Below are 19648 nucleotides of genomic sequence, written 5' to 3' on the forward strand. Positions count from 1 at the left end.
ACGGGAGGCGTCAGCCGAACGGACGCCTGTGAATCAGTTGCCTGTAGTGCGCTCGCCAGCCAGCCACTCGATGGGAATTTCGTGCTGGCCGCGTTCGTCGGTGACGAACAGCTCGCCGTCGCTGATCATCACGCTCCAGCTCAGCGCACGGGGCATATCCTGAGCGAGATCGGCCAACGCTTCCTGGCCCAGGGCGACGACATTGATGTTCTTCAGGGTACGCACCGGGTCGAGGCACTTGGTCTGCCACACGCGCAGGTTGCCGTAGGCCACCAGGCTGAATTTCTCGGTCCTTCGCGAGCACCAGGTAATGCGCTCGCTGTCCGGCTGGCCGACTTCGATCCAATGCAGCACACGACCGTCCAGGCTCTTCTCCCACAGCGCCGGCTCGTCGACATCCGAGAGGCCGCGACCGAAGGCCAGGTGTTCCTGATAGAACAGCGCGTAGGCGATCAGACGCGACGCCAGACGCTCCTCGGTTTCCGAGGGATGGCGGGCCACGGTGAAACGCAGGCTTTCATAGATGCTGCGATCGATATCGGTGAGGTTGAGATCGATCTTGTAGGTCGTGGACGGCTGGGCCATTGCGCACTTCTTGGAATTCGGAAAAGTGCGCCAGTCTATCAGGCCGGTCGGAAACGTGGGCAGAGCGCCGCCCAAAGGGGCGCCCGCCACGTTTCACCGGGCTGCTTGTTAGCCTTTCCAGTCCGGATAGCGGCGCTCGGCCGGCGCAGGCGGGAAGTACTGGTACAGCCAGGTCTCACTGAGCACTTCCTTGTTGTCGCTACGGCGCAGGAAGGCGCGCATGTTCACCGGCTCGACGCTGTCGCTGGTCGGGAACCAGTCGAACTGGGCGCGGAACCCCTCGACTTCCGGGTACAACGCAAGAATGCTGAAATCCTTGGCCTCGCCATGGGACGCTTCGACCACCACTTCGACCTGTGCCTTGGCATCCATCTTGGCCAGCGGGCCACCGCCGAAATCGATGGCGAAGCGGCGGGCCCACTGTTTCGGCCAATGCTCGCCCGGTGCCCAGCCGAGGGTGAAGCCGCCCATGCCGGAGCGCGTGGCATGCACCTGAGCGAGGGTCGGTTTGACCGGCGGGAGCGCGGCCCAGTGCAGCTTGTAGCCGAAATTCAGCGAGGTGCCGGGCTCGATGGCCTGCTTCGGGTTCCAGAAGCAGACGATGTTGTCCATGGTCTCGCCGGTGGTAGGGATCTCCAGCAGGTCGATGCTGCCCTCGCCCCACGGGGTGGTCGGCTCGACCCACAGGCTCGGCCGGCGGCTGTACCACACCACGGTGTCCTGGTAGGACTTGAAGTCATGGTCGAACTGCACCAGCCCGAAGCCTTTCGGGTTGGTGTCGGCAAAGGCGTTGAACTGCAGCTTTTCCGGGTTATTCAACGGCCGGCAGACCCACTCGCCGTTGCCGCGCCACATGGACAGGCGGTCGCTGTCGTGAATCGCGGTGGTGACGAAGTCGCACATGCGTCGCTCGTGGCCGCCGCAGGAGAACATGCTGGTCATCGGCGAGATGCCCAGTTGCTTGATGGTCTTGCGGGCGTTGATGTGCGCGTCGATGTCCATCACCACGCGGTCTTCCAGGCAGTCGATATCGAAGCGGAAGGCGCCGGTCGCGCTAGGCGAGTCGAGCAGTGCGTAGAGCACGAAGCGGGTGGCGTTCTTGTCCGGGGTTTCGAACCAGAACTCGGTGAAATCGGGGAATTCTTCCGGCGTATCGGTAAAGGTGTCGATCGCCAGGCCCCGGGCCGACAGACCGTACTGGCCGGTATTGTCCACCGCCCGGAAGTAACTGGCGCCGAGAAAGGAAACGATGTCGTACTTGGCGATGTTCGGCTGCTTGAACACCTTGAGGCCGGAGAAGCCCAGGTCACCCTTGAGCTGCGCGACGTCTACCCCGCTCTTGCCATACTCGAACAGCTCGGGACGAAAATGCACCTCGCGGGCGACCCGGCTCTTGGGGTCGACGGCATGCATGCGCACCGGCTGGCGGAAACCCATGCCGACGTGGAAGAACTGCACGTCGAGCTGCCCGTCCAGTTCATTCCACAGCGAATGCGCCGGGTCGTACTGGATGGCGTTGAACTGCTGCGGCGTGAGCTGGGCCAGCGTCTTGGGCAGCACCTCGGCAGTGCCCTTGTAGGCACGGCCGGCCATGCTCTTGGCACGCGCCTGCAGCTGTTTGAAGTCGAACGGTTCGGCGTCGCCATCAGCGGTTTCGGCGAAGCTGCGCAGGCTGAACAGGCCGGCCGGAAGACCGGCACAAGCCGCCATCAACATGGAGGCTTTCAGGAGGTTACGTCTTTGCATGGGCGTACCTGAATGGGTTGGAAATCTGCACGAAGGCGGTAAAAAGACCTACAACAGATAGCCCTGCAGCCACATGGTTCCGCGGCGACTTCGCAAAAAACCGGTGTTCAGCCGCCCGGCGACAAGCGAAACGCCTAGCGCTTCGCTTCCAGCAGCACCCTGATGGCGGTGCGATCACGTTTGCCGTCCCGCTGGGTGAGCAGGTCGAGAAAAGCGAAGGAGTCGAGACCGTTGACAGTAGTTTTCGGGCTGACGATCTTGCGCCGCGGGTCGGCGCCGCGCTCCAGCAGCAACCCCACCAACACCGGCTCGCCATAAAGAATCGCACCATTGAGCGCAGACAGGCCCATCTGGTCCGGTTCGTCGACCGGACAGCCCGCATCGAGTGCCTGGTTGATCTGCGCCAGAGCCAGGTCCTTGCGCGCCTCGGACTCCCCGTAGGCGGCCGTCATCAGCGTCAGGGTCGGCGCCTGCATGGACGCATTGCCCAGTACGCAGCCGCGCTCATCCATGGTTTGCAGGCCATGATCGTTCGGCGCGACTTCCGCGTGGGCAACGCCGGCCAGCAGGCACAGCGTCAGCAGGCGAACAGGCCGCGAAAAAAACCCAGGCACGCCGAGCTGAACGCGCCCGCAAAGGCGCCGTTCAACGGTATCGATGAACATGTCGAGCCTCTCTGCGTTGCCAGATCGCCACCGGCGTCTCTCTGGCGGTGGGTCAAAGCGCATAACGTTTCTCCAGGCTGCTGTAGCCCATACCCACACCTTTGCTGACCTTGAGCTGCACCGCGACACGCTCCTTGAGCGCTTCGACGTGGCTGATCACGCCGATCATCTTGCCGCTGGCGTTGAGGTTGTCCAGGGCGTCGAGCGCCACTTCCAGGGTTTCACCGTCCAGGGTGCCGAAACCTTCGTCTAGAAACAGCGAATCGATGCGCGTCTTGTGGCTGACCAGGTCGGACAGCGCCAAAGCCAGGGCCAGGCTGACCAGGAAGCTCTCGCCCCCGGACAGCGTGCGGGTATCGCGGGCGATGTCCCCTTGCCAGGTGTCGATCACCTCCAGTTCGAGTTCTCCCTGGGCTCTGCGCGCCAGCTGGTAGCGGCCATGCAGGCGCTGCAGCTGACCGTTGGCCAGGTGCACCAGATGGCCGAGCGTCAGCCCCTGGGCGAAGCGGCGGTACTTGGCACCGTCGGCCGAACCGATCAGGCTGTTGAGCTGCTGCCAGCTGTCGTACTCGCGCTGCTGGGCGGTGATCGCCTCGAACAGCGCCTGCTGGTTGAGGCGGCGCGTGTCATCGCCCTGCAACTGCCCGCGAATCTCGCCCTGGCGCTGGCCTAGCTGTTTCACGCTTGCCTGCAGCGCCTGCAGGTGCTCGTCGAGGTAGGCGGCGCTGTGTTCGGTCTGCGGCGCGGCTCGCAGCGCCGTCAACTGGGCCTGGGCGGCGGCGTGCAAGGCATGTGCTTCGGTACGCGCCGTCTGCAGGCGCTCCTTGAGCGCTTGCAGTTGCTCACGCTGGCTGTCATCGAGCAACGCGCCGAGAAAAGCCGTTTCATCGTCGAACGGGCTGTTCGCCAACGCCGCCTGCCACTGCGCGGCAGCGGCTTGCTCGGCATCGCGCAACGTGATCTGTCGCCGGGCCAGGCTCTCAAGGGTAATGCGCAGTTCCAGACCGCGCCGCTCGGCGCTCTGCCAAGTCGCGTCCGCGGCTTCCAGTTGCGCCTGCGGGTCATCCAGCCGCTGCGCGTGGAGCGGTTCGCCGCCGCCAGTCTGCCAGCGTTCCAGCCATTGCTGCGCGCGTTTCTGTGCCTCGCCGAGCTGGTGCTGCAGCGCCGGCAGCCGTTGCGTCAATGCCTGGCGCCGCTGCTGCGCCGCTTGCCAGCGCGTGGCATCGGCCTGGCGGTCGGCCAGCCAGGCGGCGCCGTCATCAGGCAGACCATGGCCGAAGGCAGCCAGTTGCATGGTCAGCTCTGCCTCGACCTGCTGCTGCCGGGCAGCGTGTGCCTCACGCTGCTCGGCCAGCGCCCGCTGCGCGGCCTGGGCCAGGTCACGGTCGCGCTCCACGGCACCGAGTTGCTGCTGGGCTGCGAGGTTTTTCTGGGTGCAGATGCTGCCGTCCTGACGGGCACGTTCGAGGTCCAGCTTGAGACCGTCGAGCTTCTTCAGCGTGGTGCTGACCTCGACATGCTCGGCGAGCTGCCGGGTTTGCGCTGCCGCAATGGCCTGCGGGTCCTCCGGCAACGGATCGAGCAGCTCGCCCAGGCGCTGCCAGGTGGCGGTCAGTGCATCGAGCTGGCGCTGCAGGTCCTCAGCCTGCTCCTGGCTATGCGCCACCTGAGCTTGCAGCGCGGCGACCTGATTGCCGAGGGTCTGGCCCTGCTCGGTCAGCGCCTCGAGGACGAGTCGGGCATCGTCGCGTTCGCGCTGGGTGGCCGAGATATCCAGCGCCTGGTAGGCGGCGACGGCCGGGTGCTCGGTGGCGCCGCACAACGGGCAGGCTTCGCCCGCCTGCAGCTGCGCCCGATACGTCTCCAGGGCCTGGATGCGCTGCTCCTGCTCGAGCAGTTTGTCCTGATCGGCCAACCGCTGCTTCACCTCGCGATAGCGCGCACGCAAGGCCTCACGCTCGCTTTCCCGCTCGCTCAGCCCCTGCTGCTGGCGCGCCAGGCTGGTGGCGACCCGCTGCTGTTGCTGGTGCAGTTGGCTGCGCCGCTCGGCCAGTTGCGCCAGCTGTTCCAGTGCGCTGCCGTGGGCATGTACGCGTTGCCAGTGGTCGCGCCACTGCGCTTCGCTGCGCCCGCCCAGCGCCTCGTGCCAACGCGCCTCGACCTCGGCAAGCCGCTGCTCGGCATCGACCTTGGCCTGGGCGGCCGCCTGCACCGATCGAACGAGGCCGCCCAGGTTGAGCTGAAACTGCTGCAATTGCTCGACACCGGCCTGCTGGCGCTGGTGCAACGCGGCAATGGCCTGTTGCGCCTGCTGGCGCACCTCGAATGCATGTTGCCAGCCGCTGAGCTGCGCAAACAGCCGCTCCTGGTCGCCGGCTGCCTGCAACTGCGCATCGAGGGCGCGGCATTCATCGTCCAGCTGCTGCAGCGTCTGCTGCTGGTCGAGCGCGACAGCAGCGCTGGCCTGCGTCGCCTGTTCGAGGCTGGCATGCAGGCGCTCGCTGACCTCTGCGAGCTCGCGCTGATGCACGCGCTGCTCGTCCTCGCTCACGACCAGCGCCTTGCCTGCATCACGCTTGGCTTGATAGATCGGCTGCAGCCGTTGCGCGGGCTCGTTGTGCTGCAAGCGCATCAGCTCGCCTGCCGCCTTTTGCTCGGCCTGAACTGCGGCCTCCAGCTGGGTCGCGGCGACGCTTACCTGCTCTTCGGCACGGGCCAGATCGGTCAGCCACTGGCGTTGTCGCCCCGCCTCGGCGCAGGCGTGCTGCATCCTGGCCTCCTCGGCCGCCAATTGCTCAGCCTCGTCCGCAAGGGCCTGGCGCTGTTCATCGCTCAGCAGCTCGACGCCATCGGCACGGGCGCGCAACTGGTCGAGTTGGGTCTTCACCTCGCGCGTCTGCTCGAACACCCGCTGGGAAATCAGCCCGTAGACATCCGTGCCGGTCAGCTCCTCCAGCAACTCGGCACGCTGGTTGGCCGAGGCCTCGAGAAACGCCGCGAAACCGCCCTGCGCCAACAACATCGACTTGGTGAAGCGGCCGAAATCCAGGCCGGTCAGGCGCTCTACTTCGCGCGGCTTCTCGCTGAGCTTGTCGGTGATGATCTCACCATCGAGCCGCGCCAGTTCGGCCTTGGCGCCCTGCAACGCGCCATCGGACTTGTCCCTTGCGCGCCGCTGGCTCCAGAACGCGCGATAGCCCTGCCCCTTCACCTCGAACTCGACCTCGGCCAGGCACTCGGCGGTGTGCCGGGTCATCAACTCGTTCTCGCCGCCGACCCGTTCCATACGCGGCGTGCGGTGATACAGCGCCAGGCAGATGGCATCGAGCAACGTCGTCTTGCCAGCGCCTGTTGGTCCGGTAATGGCGAACAGCCCATTGCTGGCGAACGGCTCGGCGGTGAAATCGATCTTCCACTCGCCCTTGAGCGAGTTGAGGTTCTTCAGGCGCAGGCTGAGGATTTTCATGGACGGGGACTGAGCTCGGGTCACGGCAGAACAGCTATTGTCGCACCGTTGCGAGGCTGTCGCCCATGCCGGGACCCTGCTTGTTGAGGAGAGTGATCAGCTGGGATACCGGCTCAACATGCGTCTCACCAGCAGGGTTTTGGTCGGTCGAGCCTGTTACTTCAGGTTCTTTCTGAAGAACTCGCTCAGCGCGTCGAATGGGATCAGTTTGACCCGATCGTACAAATCGACATGACCAGCCCCTGGCACAATCACCAGTTGTTTAGGCTCACCAGCGAGCTTGAAGGCTTCCTGGCTGAACTCGAGCGAGTGCGCTTCGGAGCCTGCGATGAACAGCATCGGTCGCGGCGAGATCGAGGCGATATCATTGAATGGATAGAAGTTCATGAACTTGACGTTGCTGGTCAGCGTCGGGTGCGTCGTCAGCTTGGGCGACTGGCCTTCAGGCGTGAACTCGCCACGCGGCGTACGGTAGAAATCGTAGAACTCGCGCTCGATCGGATGCGATTTTTCGGTGATCTCGTGCACGGTGCCGCTGGTGTATCTGGTCTCGCCGCCCGCAAATTCCAGGTCACGCTGCGCCGCCGCTTCGGCGATGATCTTCTTTCTTTGCTCCAGCGTCTGCGAGTGCTTGAGTCCGTTACGGTTGGCAGCGCCCATGTCGTACATGCTAACGGTGGCGATGGCTTTCATGCGCGGGTCGATCTTGGCAGCGCTGATGACGAAGCTGCCGCTGCCGCAGATACCCAGAACACCGATGCGGTTTTTGTCGACGAAGGTCTGGGTGCCAAGGAAGTCCACTGCCGCGCTGAAGTCTTCGGCGTAGAGGTCCGGTGATACGGCATTGCGTGGTCGGCCTTCACTCTCGCCCCAGAACGACAAGTCCAGGGACAGGGTCACGAAACCCTGTTCGGCCAGCTTCTGTGCATACAGGTTGGAACTCTGCTCTTTCACTGCCCCCATGGGGTGGCCGACGATGATGGCCGGCCCCTTTACGTCCGGGTCCCAGCCTTTCGGAATGAACAGGTTCCCGGCCACGCGCATCTTGTACTGATTGTTGAACGTCACCTTCTGCTGAATGAGCCTGTCGCTCTTGTAGAAGTTGTCTGCGCCGTTGGACATATCTGCTCCCATTGCCACATGAGAGCCCACTAAAAGCCCAAGTATCACCAGAAGTCTCTTCATTTGCGGTTTCCTGAATCGAGGGATAAACAAAGGTTCTTTATTGCTTCATGCGCTGAATCGAGCGTGGCGCATTGCGGCCAGGGCAAAGGCGGCCGAACCGGACAACACCACGGCGCCAAATGCGAAAGGGCTCCACCAGCCGAGGTGATCGAACAACGCGCCACCCACGCCAGCACCCACGGTGATCGCCATCTGAATGACCGCAACCATCAGGCCGCCACCGGCTTCGGCGTCGTTTGGCAGCGTGCGGCTGAGCCACAAACCCCAGGCCACCGGCGCAGGCGTGGCCACCAGTCCCCAGACACCGAGCACAAAGGCGACGGCCACAGGCGAATGCCCCAGCGCAATCAACACAGCAGCTAGCACAGCCATCGCCAGCGGGATTGCGATCAGGTAGGCGTAAATGCGTTTCTGCAGCAGTCCTCCGATCATCCAGGTCCCTGCCAGACCGCAGAGGCCCAGCAACAACAACATCAGCGACAACGTGGTCACGCTCACGCCGGTGATGCTTTCCAGAAACGGACGCAGGTAGGTGAAAACCGCGAACTGGCCCATGAACAACAGCATGATCGCGAGCATGCCGATGGCCACCTGCGGATTGCGCAGCAGCTTGAGAGGATTGGTCGCCCGGCTGTTCTGCGGGCTGCTCATCGCCGGGACGCTCAACCACTGCCACGCGAAGGCCAGCACCGCGAGCGGGATCACCAGAAAGAACGCGCCACGCCAGCCAATGTACTGCCCCAGAAAACTGCCCAGCGGCGCGGCGACAGTCGCGGCTAACGCGTTACCGCCATTGATTAGCGCCAGTCCCTTGGCGACCGAATCCCTCGGCACTAGACGCATGACTGTGGCAGTCGACATCGACCAGAAGCCACCGATGGCGACACCCAGCAAGGCACGACCGGTCATGAACACCACGCCGTTGGGCGCAAACGCCACCGTCACACCCGATAACAGCAGCAGGAAGCTGAAACCGAGCAGCACTCTTTTGCGATCAAAGCGCCCGGTCAGCGGCGTGTTGAGCAGGCTGGTCAACACCGCGAAGAAGCCGGAAATGGAAATCGCCTGACCTGCCTGCCCCTGGCTGATGCCAAGGTCCTGCGCGATGGGCGTCAGCAGGCTGACCGGCATGAACTCCGAGGCAATCAGCACGACCACACACAGCGCCATCGAAAAGACTGCACCCCAAGCGGGAGGATAGGCCGCAGCCGCATTGTGTCCCGTAGATGAAGCAAATGTTTTCATGCACCAATGACCTGTCTGAACCCGGCCGACAAACTGACGCAACGCATGCCATCCGCTGCCAGCCCGACGACCGTAAAAATGTGAAGCACAGGCTAGAGCAAAGGGATTACCATGATTAGACGACACAATTTCCATGCGATTGTGAGAGAAACTCAGCAATGAGCACACCCAGACTGAATGACCTGCAAGCCTTCCTCGCAGTGGCGCGGGATCAGAGCTTCACTCGCGCAGCCGTGAAGCTTGGCGTCACCGCCTCGGCCTTGAGCCACACCATTCGCGGTCTTGAAGAAAAAATGGGGGTGCGCTTGCTGGCTCGCACTACGCGCAACGTGGCGCCGACCGAAGCGGGCGAGAAGCTGATGAATGCAATCGGACCGCTGCTGGATCAGATCACTACAGAAGTGGCAGTGCTGGGCGAGATGCGCGACAAGCCCGCGGGCACCATCCGTGTGACGTGCTCCGATGACGCCGCCGAGAACATAATCCGCCCCAAGCTGACGGGTTTTCTGGCCCAGTACCCGGACATTCACGTCGAGGTGTGCATCGACTACGGGTTCACCAATATCGTCAGCGAGCGTTTCGATGCGGGGATACGTCTCGGGGAGTCGATCAGCAAGGACATGATCGCTGTACGCCTGGGGCCGGACTGGCGCCTGTCGGTCGTCGGCACCCCCGAGTATTTCGAGAAGCACCCCGCACCGCAGCAGCCCCAAGACCTGACCCAGCACACCTGCATCAACATCCGCCACTCACCGAATGGCAACTGCTATGCCTGGGAATTCGAAAAGGACGGCCGCAAGCTGAACACGCGGGTCAGCGGCCAGTTCACCTCCAACAGCATGATCCACGTCCTGAACGCTGCCCTTGATGGCGTAGGGCTGGCTTATGTACCGGATTTTCTAGCCGAACCGCATCTGGCCAGCGGACGCCTCAAGGAAGTACTCGCCGATTGGAGTCCCTACTTCGAAGGTTTTCATCTCTATTATCCCAATCGCCACCAGGCATCCCCCGCGTTCACGGCATTTGTGGATGCAATCAGATATCGGGGATGACAGGAACTTCGGCGCTGGCCTTGCCGAGAACTTGTCCGGGTTTCGCAAGCCGTTTGAACTCGGGCCAGGGCAGGGAAAATAGATAGCCCAGCGTAGCCATACCTTTAGTGAATGGGCGTCATCGCAACAAGTGTGACTATTGCTTAGCCTGCCAGGCGACATTTCAACAATACGCAGAACATGTTTGACTATCACTGTATGGGTGATTATTGAGTAACCCTCACATACTCATACAAGACCGGCGAGGTAATGAATTACTCAGTAGTGACATATGCTGCATCCTCCTAGCGCTCATGCTTCAGGGTACGCCCTATGATCGAAAAAACGCTGAGCGCTCACTGTGCCGGGAGATGGTTGACTATCCTGCTGCGGCTCAGTGTTTTTGCCGCAACCCTGCAGCCTCAGGCCTATGCAGAAACAGCTCAGCCCACCAACCGAGAACAAGCCATGCGTGTTGCAATGCTAGTCAATGGTGAGTCCGTGACCATCAGCCTCGAAAATAATCAGACCTCCAGAGACTTCGTCGCTCTGCTGCCACTCGACCTAACGCTGGAAGACTATGCCGCCAGCGAGAAGATCACCACGCTATCTCGCAAGTTGAGCACCCAAGACGCAGCACCAGGTATAACGCCGGTAACGGGAGATTTCGCCTATTACGCCCCATGGGGCAATATTGCGATTTTCTACAAAGGCTTCACGTACTCGCCCGGGCTTATAAAGCTTGGCACGCTCGAATCAAATCTAGACATCATTCGCCAGCCAAGCCCGCTGAACGTCAGGTTCGAACTAATCAATCACTGAACGTTAGGTGTGCATCAGGCGAGCAGTCATACACAAGCAAACAGAATCCCTCTCAGCTGAAGAGAAGATCACGCACCATCATGCGTTGAACTTGCTGGCATTAAGGAGAGACGGTAGCGGTGTGAGTTCCTACATGCAGCTAATCAATACTCTGTACAACCGACTTTCCCTCGATGCCCTAACGGAGATTGTTTTCTAAAATCACGCTCTTGCCAGACAGCGCCCGAACTCACCAGCGACTCGGGCAAATCGCCCCATGTCGCGGGCAGTAACAAAAACGTTCCGCCGCCCCCCGCTACGCGCGGGTAACGTGTGAGATCCGCTCACAAGGAGAGAGATTCGCCATGGTCCGTCCCGTTCACCACCTGCTCGGTGGCATCGCACTCAGTCTCGCCACCCTTAGCGCTCACGCCACCGAGGCACTGCCCAAGGCGCAGTGGCCATTCACCGCAGAACCGCGCGCCACGCTCGACGAGCCGTGGGCGATGACCTTCCTGCCCGATGGCACGCTGCTGGTGACCGAGAAGCGCGGCGCGCTCAAACATGTCGACCCTAAGACCGGCAAGGCCCACGATATCGCCGGCGTGCCGGAAGTCGCCTACGGCGGCCAGGGCGGCCTTGGCGATGTGCTGTTGCACCCGGACTTCGCAGACAACGGCTGGGTCTACATCAGCTACGCCGAAGCCGGTGATGGCGATACCCGGGGCGCCGCGGTGGCGCGCGCCAAGCTGCAGCTCAATGATGACGGCAGCGGTGCGCTGACCGAACTTAGCGTGATCTGGCAGCAGACACCAAAAGTCAGCGGCGGCGGTCACTACGGCCATCGCCTGGCCTTTGGCCCGGACGGCAAGTTGTGGATCACCTCCAGCGAGCGGCAGAAATTCACCCCGGCCCAGGACATGAAGGCCAACCTCGGCAAACTGGTACGCCTCAACGACGACGGTAGCCTGCCGGGCGACAACCCGTTCGCCGACCAAGGCGGCGTGGCGGCTCAGGTCTGGTCGCTGGGCCATCGCAACATGCTCGGTATCGCTTTCGACGCCCAGGACAAACTCTGGGTGCACGAGATGGGCCCAGCCGGTGGCGACGAGCTGAACCTGATCGTGCGTGGCGAAAACTACGGCTATCCGGAGGTTTCCAACGGCGACCACTACGGCGGCAAACCGATCCCCGATCACGATACCCGCCCGGAATTCGAGGCGCCCAAGCTCACCTGGAACCCGGTCATTTCTCCCGCAGGCTTCGTCATTTACCAGGGTGAGCGCTTCCCCGGCTGGGCTGGCGCCGGGTTGATCGGCGGGCTCTCCTCCGAGGCGCTGGTACGCGTGGCGTTCGAGGGCGACAACGCCCGTGAAGCCGAGCGTTACGACATGGGTGCGCGCATTCGCGAAGTGGAACAGGGTCCCGATGGCAGCATCTGGCTGCTCGAAGATGGCAGCAGCGGTCGCTTGCTGGAATTGCAACCCAAGTAACCGGGCGGCGATACCTGCACTTGGGTATCGCGTCGCTCGATGCCAGCGACCTGCCGCGTCGCCCATTAAAAAACCGCAGCCTGGCTGCGGTTTTTTAATGCTTGATACCGGCCTAGTAGACGAACGTCAGCAGCACGTTGAACACCAGCGCGGCGACGAAACCGATCGGCGCGGCCCTGAACAACAGCTGCGGGAACAGCGAGGCGCGACTCTGCTCGGAAGTGCAGGAACCGAGAATGAGGCTACCACCGGAGGAAAATGGTGAAATCGAGGTGGCCTGAGCGCCCACCACGATGGCGATGAACAACACCATGGGTTCCAGGCCCAGGGCCTGCGCGATCGGCAGCACCATGGGAAACAGCGCAGGGGTGACCACGCCCAGGGTGCTGGAGAACAGCGACATGAACGCCGCCACCACACCAAACACCACTGGCACCAGAATTGGCGGGATACTGCCGCCGATCCAGGAGGCCAGCAGATCGATGGTACCGGCCTTGATGGCCACCGAGATCAGCATGCCGACGCCGCAGATCATGATCAGCGTGCCCCAGGGCACCGATGCCATGGCCTTGCGCTCGTCACCCAGTTTGAGCAACAGCGCGATCACCGAGAAGATGCTGGCGATCAGGCCGATGTCCATCTTCGAGTTGATGAAGGTGATGGTGGCGTTCTCTGGCAGGGCGATATGCGCGATAGGTGCAGCCAGCACGATGGCCATCATCGCCAGGGTGAGCCAGAGGGTAATCCTCTGCTCGCGATCAAGCGCCGTCGGCTCGCTGGCGTCGAACACCGCGGCCTTCATCGCTCGACCTTCACGGGTCAGGAACACGAACGCGGAGATGACCAACAACGGAATCACCAGGGTGCTGACGAAGATGCCGAACGCATTGATGAAGGCATCGTTGTCGCTGATGCCGGCGTTGGTCATCAGGCCACGAAAGATGATGCCACTCTGGCTGGACATGAAGTTGGCGCCGCTCAGCGCACCGTAGTTCACCGCCATGCCGCCGACGATCAGGCTCATGCCGGTGCGCTGGCAGAGCAGCAGGGTGATCGGCGCCATGAACGCCAGCACCGTGTAATAACCCGCGCCCATCGCCGCGATCACCGTTGCCGTGAAGAACACCGCGAAAGGCAACAGCTGCGGCACACGGCGGCAATGGTAGATCAGATGCTCGGCGAGTTTTTCCAGGGTGCCGTTGACGGTGGCGAAACTGTAGAACAGGCACACGGAGAAGATGATGAAGAAAATCTTCAGCGGCCACATGCCGATGACCTCGGACGGGCTCAGCCCCATGCCGAAGCAGCCGATCAGGTACGCGAAGGCGATGGCGAACAGACCGATGTTGATCTTGGTTTTGTAGCCGAGGGCGACCGCGACGACGATGGCCGCGACGACGAGCATGCTCATCATGATGGAGTTTTCCTGTTGTTGTTCGAATGGGATCAGCGGCTGCGGGTGAAACCGAAAAGGCGCGCGGGGTTGGTGACCAGCACCTGGCGCCGCTCGGCCGCGTCCGGCAACAACGTCTCGATCAGTTCGAACTGCCTGGCATAGTCTGTCCGATCTTCGAACTGGGTGTTCGGCCAATCGCTGCCCCACACAAACCGTTCGATGCCGCCCGCTGCTTCGCGCACCTGCATCAACACGCTCGCCGCCTGGGCCGGTGCGCACTGGCTGCGGTAAGCCGCGGAGAGCTTCAGCCACACCCGGGAATGGCCGAGCAGATGCAGAAACGCTTGATGACCGGGTTTCTGCACATCGATGCCGCCACTCGGCAGGCCGAAATGGTCGACCACCACGGTCACCCCGGTGGCCAGGATGACCGGCACGATCTGCGCCAGGTCATCGAGCCCGCGCTGGATCTCTACCTGCCAGCCGCGGCGCGCCAGCCGTTCGAACAGCGCGGTCCACGCCGGGCCGGTGTAATCCTCGAGCGCCTTGCCGATCAGGTTCAAGCGGATGCCGACCACGCCGCAAGCGCCGAGCTCGTCCAGCTGGGCTTCGCTGACCGAGGCCTCCACCACGGCCACTCCACGCAGGCGCTGGGTAAAGCGGTGCAGGGCCTCGACCATGAAACGGTTGTCGGTGCCCAGAAAGCTTGGCTGGATCAACACGCCGTGAGACAGGCCGTGGCGGTCCAGGTGGTCGAGATACTGTTCGACGAGGGCGTCGTAAGCAGGGCTGTAACGGCGGTTGGCGACCATTGGCAGATCCTGGCGGAAGATGTGCGCATGGGTGTCGACACCGGTGAAGGCGGGGTTGGACGTGCTCATGAAAGCGTTACCTGATCGATTGTTATGGAGGCCGGCGTCAGCGCGGCCGCTGTTATCACGACATTAATTCATATATATGAATAGTTAACCATATATATGACTTTGCCATTCTGTCAATCGACCTGCCGGTGGTAGAGTTGCTGCCTGCCTGTGGCAACCGGACATGAACGACACATGAATGCCTCGACCCTCGGATACGACCAGCGCCTGCCCCTGTACCAGCGGCTGCGTGAGGAAATGCTCGCCAAGATCGCCGCGGGGGAATGGTCGCCCGGCGCGCCAATCCCTACCGAAGCGGAGCTGACCAAGCTCTATGGGGTGGCCATCGGCACCGTGCGCAAGGCGGTGGATACGCTGGTCAACGAGGGGCTGCTGCTGCGCAGCCAGGGCCGAGGAACCTTTGTGCGCCGCCCGAACTTCGATGCTTCGCTGGCACGCTTCTTCCGCCAGGTGAACGCCAGCGGTGGCCAGGAAATACCCCGCAGCCAGATACTGTCGAAGGCGCTGCACAAAGCCCCCAGGGAGGTCGCCAAGGCACTCGCCCTGAAGCAGGGCGAGCAGGTGCTGCGCATGGAGCGCCTGCGGATGATCGAGGACCGCACCCTGTTTCATGAGGAAATCTGGCTGCCCGCCTCGCGCTTCATCGTGCTGCTGGATATCGATTCGGCAACCTTCGGCGACCTGCTCTACCCTTTTTACGAGAAGCAATGCGGCCAGTGTATCGCCTCGGCGCGGGAGACCCTGACGGTCGCCACGGCCGACGATGAGGTCGCGCGCCTGTTGGCCATCGACCCCGGCAAACCGATAGTGGTGATCGAGCGCACCGCGTTGGGCTACGACCACAGCCCGCTGGAATATCGCCTGTCACGCGCAGCGGCGGACAACTTCCGCTACCAGATCGACATCTGCTGAAACGACAGCCGGGCGCCATGCCGCTAGCACCAGGAGCCCGCTCACCGTTCCTTCCGCCGGGGCTGCTTGCAGCACACGCCGCCCGGCGCGCCTGACCTTCGCCCTCCCCGCATAACGCGTTGCCCCTGCAGCGCCTGACGCCAGGCCGGATCCCGCATCCGCCCGCTCGCACAAGTAAATCTTGGCGGCCCGCTATTTAGATTTACGCGGTGCTGCCGAAGTGCTATCAGGTGCTTGAAGAAAGATGCCGTGCTGCCAACAACAACTACAACAACAGAATCAGGAATGCGCCCATGAACAGCTTGCGCCGCTTGCCGATAAACCGTCGCCTATGGCTCATCATCGTGCTGCCTGTTCTGATGATGGTGCTGCTCGGCGCGTACATGCTCCACCAGATCAGCCTAGGGCTTTACGCCGGCAAGTCGGAAAAGACCCAGCACGTGGTGCAGAGCGCGGTTGGCCTGCTCAAGTACTACCAGGGTCTGGAAGCCAACGGCAGCCTGACCCGCGAACAGGCGCAGAAACAGGCGATAGACGTGATCCGCGGGCTGCGCTACGGCGGCCAGGAGTACTTCTGGATCAATGACCAGACGCCGACCATGATCATGCACCCCACCAACGCCAAGCTCGAAGGGCAGAACCTCTCCGGCCTCAAGGACCCGGACGGCAAGGCCCTGTTCAGCGACATGGTTGCCGTTACCCGTGCCCAGGGCGCGGGCGAGGTCAATTACCGCTGGCCCAAGCCAGGCAGCAGCGAGCCGGTGCCGAAGATTTCCTACGTCGAGCTGTTCCAGCCCTGGGGCTGGATCATCGGCTCCGGCGTGTATGTCGACGACGTGCAGGCCGAATTCAAATCCCAGGCCCTGCGCGCTCTGGCCATCGGCATACCGGCCGCCCTGCTGCTGATCGCGCTGGTGGTGCTGATCTCGCGCAGCATCGCCCTGCCCCTGCAGCAGGCGGTGACGGCGATGTCCAACATCGCCAGTGGCGAAGGCGACCTGACCCATACGCTCGACGATCAGGGCCGTGATGAACTCGCCGCCCTGGCCGGCCATTTCAACGCGTTCACCGGCAAGATGCGTCAGGTGATCCGCCAACTGCTCGACTCCGCCGGCTCGCTCGACCAGGCGGCGCGCTCGCTGGGCGATATCTCAAGCGCCGCCCAGCAGCACAGCCAGCAGCAGGCGCAGCAGATGGAGCTGGTCGCCACCGCGGTCAACGAGGTGACTTACGGCGTGCAGGACGTGGCGAAGAATGCCGAACACGCCTCCAGCGAAGTGCACACCGCCGAGGAGCAGGCCAAGCAGGGCCAGCGCAACATCGACGCCAGCCTGACGCAGATCGATCAGTTGTCCGGCACCATCGACAAGGCGGTGACGGTGATCCAGTCGCTGGCCGCGGAAAGCACGCAGATCGGCGGGGTGCTGGAGGTGATCCGCTCGATCGCCGAACAGACCAACCTGCTGGCGCTCAATGCGGCCATCGAAGCGGCGCGGGCCGGTGAGCAGGGCCGCGGCTTCGCCGTGGTGGCGGACGAGGTGCGCCTGCTGGCTCAGCGCACACAGAAATCCACCGCGGAAATCCAGGGCATGATCGAGCGCCTGCAGGGCAACTCCGAGGCCGCGGTGAAGGCCATCAGCGACAGCAGCCGGGCCTCGCAACTGACGGTCGAGCAAGCCAGCCAGGCCGGCGAAAGCCTGGCGCAGATCGCTCAGTCACTGCGCAACCTCACCGGGCTCAATGCCTCCATCGCCAGCGCTACCCTGCAGCAGTCCCACGTGGTCGACGACATCAACCAGAACGTCACCCACACCGCCGCCCTGGCCCACAGCGCCGCCGAGTCGGCGGAGCAGTCGAGTGCCGCCAGCCAGCACCTCAAGCAACTCGCCGAGCAGCTCGGTCGCCTGCTGGGGCAATTCCGCGTCTAGCGTCTGCCCCACGAAAAACGCCACCTGAGCGGCCTGGCCCAGGTGGCGTTGGCAGTCAAGCGCCCCGCTATCAACCGTCGTTGCGAAGGTGTTCCAGTACCCCGCGGTAGAGCGTTTCGAGTCGCTGCACATCCGCCTCGTCGAGGTTTTCCTGCTGCACGCGCTGGGCGAACACCTGCTGCGGCGTCAGCTCATCGAGGGTCACCTGCTCGCCCTGCAGGCTGGCCACGGCGCTGCCGCGGGCGCGGCGAATACGCAATACCTCTACGGGCAGCCCCTCGCACAACGCGGCGACTCGCACCTGCAGATCGCTGAGGTAATCGTCGCCTTCGACCTGCACCTCCAGCCACACCGGACATGCAGCACTGCCGGCGGCAGCCGCCTCGGCCAGGGCGGCGGGCAACGTTTTCAATGTGCCGCGAATCGACTGCAGGGCCTGGAAGCACGGCACCGGCAGGGCGCGCACCTCACGCAGCCCGGCGGTGTCCACCTCGACCAGCAACACCTCCTTCTGCTGCCTGGCTTCGTCGAAGCTCAGTGGGATCGGCGAGCCGCTGTAGCGGATGTGGTCGAGGCCACCGACCTTCTGCGGCCGGTGGATATGCCCCAGGGCGATGTAATCGGCAGCCGGAAACGATGACGTCGGGAAGGCTTCCAGCGCGCCCACGTAGATTTCCCGTACCGACTCGCTGGCACTGGCACCCACGGTGGTCAGGTGCCCAGTGGCGATGATAGGCAGCGCGGCGCCCAGTTCTGCGCGACGCGCCTGGGCCAGTTCGAAGAGCGCCTGATAGTGCCCATGAATAGCTTGCTGCAGCGACAATTGCTTGTCCGCCGCGCTCTGCCCCGCCTCGCTGCGCAGCACATCCCGCGGGCGAATGAAGGGGATGGCGCAGAGCAGCGCCGCCGGCCCGCCATCGGCGCCGTCGAGCACCAGCAACTGGTCCTGCAGGTGAACGCCAACGCCGGGAATCACCCGGGTGCCGAGCTGGGCCAGCAAGGTGCGGCTTTCACCGAGCATGGCCACCGAATCGTGGTTGCCGCCGAGCACCACCAACTGGCAGCCGGTGTCGCGCAGGGCAACCACGAAATGGTTGTACTGCTCTCGGGCGTAACTGGGCGGCGAGCCGGTGTCGAAGATGTCGCCCGCGACCAGTACCACCTGCACAGCGTGCTCGCGCACCTGCTCGATCAGCCAGGCGCAAAACGCCTGGTGCTCGGCCTGGCGGGTCTTGCCCATGAAGTGCTGGCCCAGGTGCCAGTCGGAGGTGTGCAGAAGGCGCATGCGGGCCCGATCCGTGACTGAAAAAACCCGGCCACCATGCCTTTTCGGCGCCTGCAAGGCAATGGTTTCACATCAGGTAACACACCTGCAGACACCGTGATAGCTGAGCTGGCGAGCATTTGCGAACGAATGGCCCGGCACCGGTCGTTTCACGGGCCGAACCATGCCGCGCGGGCCTCGGTCGGAAAATCGTCCCCTGCCCCTATCGATCCTGTCGAGGAGTCAACGCCGATGAGTAACGTGCCCGCCCGCCCCTTGTCGTTCTGCGCCACCGCACTGGCCCTGTGCGGCCTGCTGCACAGCGCCGCCGCCCACGCCCAGCCAATCGCCCTCGACGTGCCCTACGTGCCGACGCCCGAGCCGGTGGTGGCGCGCATGCTGGAAATGGCCAACGTCGGCCCCGATGACTACGTGATCGACCTGGGTTCGGGTGATGGCCGTATCGCCATCTCGGCCGTCAAGGACCGCGGCGCCAGGGCCGCCTACGGTATCGATCTCAACCCTCAGCGCATCGAGGAAGCCGAAGCCAACGCGCAGCAGGCCGGTGTTGCGGACAAGGTGGAGTTCGAGCAGGGCGACCTGTTCAAGAAGGACATCGCCGATGCCGACGTGCTGACCATGTACCTGTTGAATTCGGTCAACCTGCGCTTGCGCCCTGTGATCCTGGAGACCCTCAAGCCCGGCACCCGGGTGGTATCCCACGCGTTCAGCATGGAGGACTGGGAGCCTGACCGCAGCGATATCGTCGAGGGCGCGCGCATCTATCTGTGGATCGTACCGGCACAGGTAGCCGGCAATTGGCAGATCGAGAGCGAAGGCGAAACCTTCGAGGTCGAGCTGCAGCAGCGCTTCCAGGAAGTCTCCGGCACCACCCAGCACCAGGAACAGCTGCGCGGCCGCCTGAACGGCACCGAACTGCGCTTCGAGGTGGACGGCAAGCTGCACGTCGGCCAGGTCGAGGGTGATCGCATCGAACCGATTTCCGCCGAAGGCGCGGTGACGGGCTGGCGCGCGCGACGGAGCTAAGCC

14 protein-coding genes and 2 pseudogenes are annotated in these 19648 nt (G+C 63.3%); 7 read left to right on the forward strand and 9 right to left on the reverse strand.

Annotated features, from left to right (window positions below; all coding sequences use genetic code 11):
* Positions 1-33 precede the first annotated feature (33 nt).
* The 6 genes from ACZ0AV_RS08025 to ACZ0AV_RS08050 all read right to left on the reverse strand — a co-directional run bounded on the left by ACZ0AV_RS08025 (position 34) and on the right by ACZ0AV_RS08050 (position 8892).
* Positions 34-585, reverse strand: coding sequence for a YaeQ family protein (locus ACZ0AV_RS08025; protein ID WP_499150550.1), 552 nt, complete (start codon positions 583-585; stop codon positions 34-36).
* Positions 586-693: 108 nt separating this feature from the next.
* A complete protein-coding gene (locus ACZ0AV_RS08030; RefSeq protein ID WP_499150551.1) occupies positions 694-2331 on the reverse strand; it encodes a glucan biosynthesis protein D in 1638 nt (545 codons plus the stop codon).
* A 134-nt stretch (positions 2332-2465) separates the two neighbouring features.
* Positions 2466-2996: a hypothetical protein gene (locus tag ACZ0AV_RS08035; RefSeq protein WP_499150552.1), complete on the reverse strand. Its 531-nt coding sequence runs from the start codon at positions 2994-2996 to the stop codon at positions 2466-2468.
* Between the two features lie 52 nt (positions 2997-3048).
* Positions 3049-6462: an AAA family ATPase gene (locus ACZ0AV_RS08040; RefSeq protein WP_499150553.1), complete on the reverse strand. Its 3414-nt coding sequence runs from the start codon at positions 6460-6462 to the stop codon at positions 3049-3051.
* A gap of 156 nt (positions 6463-6618) precedes the next feature.
* Complete coding sequence (locus ACZ0AV_RS08045; RefSeq protein ID WP_499150554.1) at positions 6619-7647, reverse strand: alpha/beta hydrolase; 1029 nt, start codon at positions 7645-7647, stop codon at positions 6619-6621.
* A gap of 45 nt (positions 7648-7692) precedes the next feature.
* Positions 7693-8892 carry an MFS transporter gene (locus ACZ0AV_RS08050; RefSeq protein ID WP_499153328.1) on the reverse strand — a complete coding sequence of 400 codons (1200 nt, stop codon included), beginning with the start codon at positions 8890-8892 and terminating at the stop codon, positions 7693-7695.
* Between the two features lie 158 nt (positions 8893-9050).
* On the opposite strand from ACZ0AV_RS08050, the gene ACZ0AV_RS08055 reads away from it, so the two are divergent.
* From ACZ0AV_RS08055 to ACZ0AV_RS08065, 3 genes are all read left to right on the forward strand, one after another.
* Positions 9051-9944: a LysR family transcriptional regulator gene (locus ACZ0AV_RS08055; protein ID WP_499150555.1), complete on the forward strand. Its 894-nt coding sequence runs from the start codon at positions 9051-9053 to the stop codon at positions 9942-9944.
* A gap of 312 nt (positions 9945-10256) precedes the next feature.
* The gene (locus ACZ0AV_RS08060) at positions 10257-10745 is read left to right on the forward strand and encodes a cyclophilin-like fold protein (protein WP_499150556.1); all 489 of its coding nucleotides are present in this window, start codon (positions 10257-10259) and stop codon (positions 10743-10745) included.
* A 344-nt stretch (positions 10746-11089) separates the two neighbouring features.
* Positions 11090-12217: a PQQ-dependent sugar dehydrogenase gene (locus ACZ0AV_RS08065; protein ID WP_499150557.1), complete on the forward strand. Its 1128-nt coding sequence runs from the start codon at positions 11090-11092 to the stop codon at positions 12215-12217.
* Positions 12218-12329: 112 nt separating this feature from the next.
* On the opposite strand, the gene ACZ0AV_RS08070 is transcribed toward ACZ0AV_RS08065, so the two are convergent.
* Together ACZ0AV_RS08070 and ACZ0AV_RS08075 are read right to left on the reverse strand one after the other, a co-directional pair.
* Positions 12330-13631: an SLC13 family permease gene (locus ACZ0AV_RS08070; RefSeq protein WP_499150558.1), complete on the reverse strand. Its 1302-nt coding sequence runs from the start codon at positions 13629-13631 to the stop codon at positions 12330-12332.
* A 32-nt stretch (positions 13632-13663) separates the two neighbouring features.
* Positions 13664-14494 carry an amidohydrolase family protein gene (locus ACZ0AV_RS08075; RefSeq protein ID WP_499150559.1) on the reverse strand — a complete coding sequence of 277 codons (831 nt, stop codon included), beginning with the start codon at positions 14492-14494 and terminating at the stop codon, positions 13664-13666.
* Between the two features lie 174 nt (positions 14495-14668).
* Here ACZ0AV_RS08075 and ACZ0AV_RS08080 point away from each other — a divergent pair, with 174 nt between their 5' ends.
* From ACZ0AV_RS08080 to ACZ0AV_RS08090, 3 genes and pseudogenes are all read left to right on the forward strand, one after another.
* Positions 14669-15406 carry a GntR family transcriptional regulator gene (locus tag ACZ0AV_RS08080; RefSeq protein ID WP_499150560.1) on the forward strand — a complete coding sequence of 246 codons (738 nt, stop codon included), beginning with the start codon at positions 14669-14671 and terminating at the stop codon, positions 15404-15406.
* A 383-nt stretch (positions 15407-15789) separates the two neighbouring features.
* Positions 15790-16476 (forward strand): annotated as a pseudogene (locus ACZ0AV_RS08085) (cache domain-containing protein); the annotation flags it as partial.
* A 267-nt stretch (positions 16477-16743) separates the two neighbouring features.
* Positions 16744-17334 (forward strand): annotated as a pseudogene (locus ACZ0AV_RS08090) (methyl-accepting chemotaxis protein); the annotation flags it as partial.
* A 70-nt stretch (positions 17335-17404) separates the two neighbouring features.
* On the opposite strand, the gene sbcD reads toward ACZ0AV_RS08090, so the two are convergent.
* Entirely contained in the window at positions 17405-18619 is a 1215-nt protein-coding gene (sbcD, locus tag ACZ0AV_RS08095; RefSeq protein WP_499150561.1) for an exonuclease subunit SbcD, read from the reverse strand.
* A gap of 231 nt (positions 18620-18850) precedes the next feature.
* Here sbcD and ACZ0AV_RS08100 point away from each other — a divergent pair, with 231 nt between their 5' ends.
* Positions 18851-19645 (forward strand): methyltransferase domain-containing protein, encoded by a 795-nt coding sequence (locus ACZ0AV_RS08100; protein WP_499150562.1) that lies wholly within the window; start codon positions 18851-18853, stop codon positions 19643-19645.
* The last annotated feature ends 3 nt before the right edge of the window (positions 19646-19648 follow it).

The organism is Pseudomonas sp. AC532 (assembly GCF_979258965.1).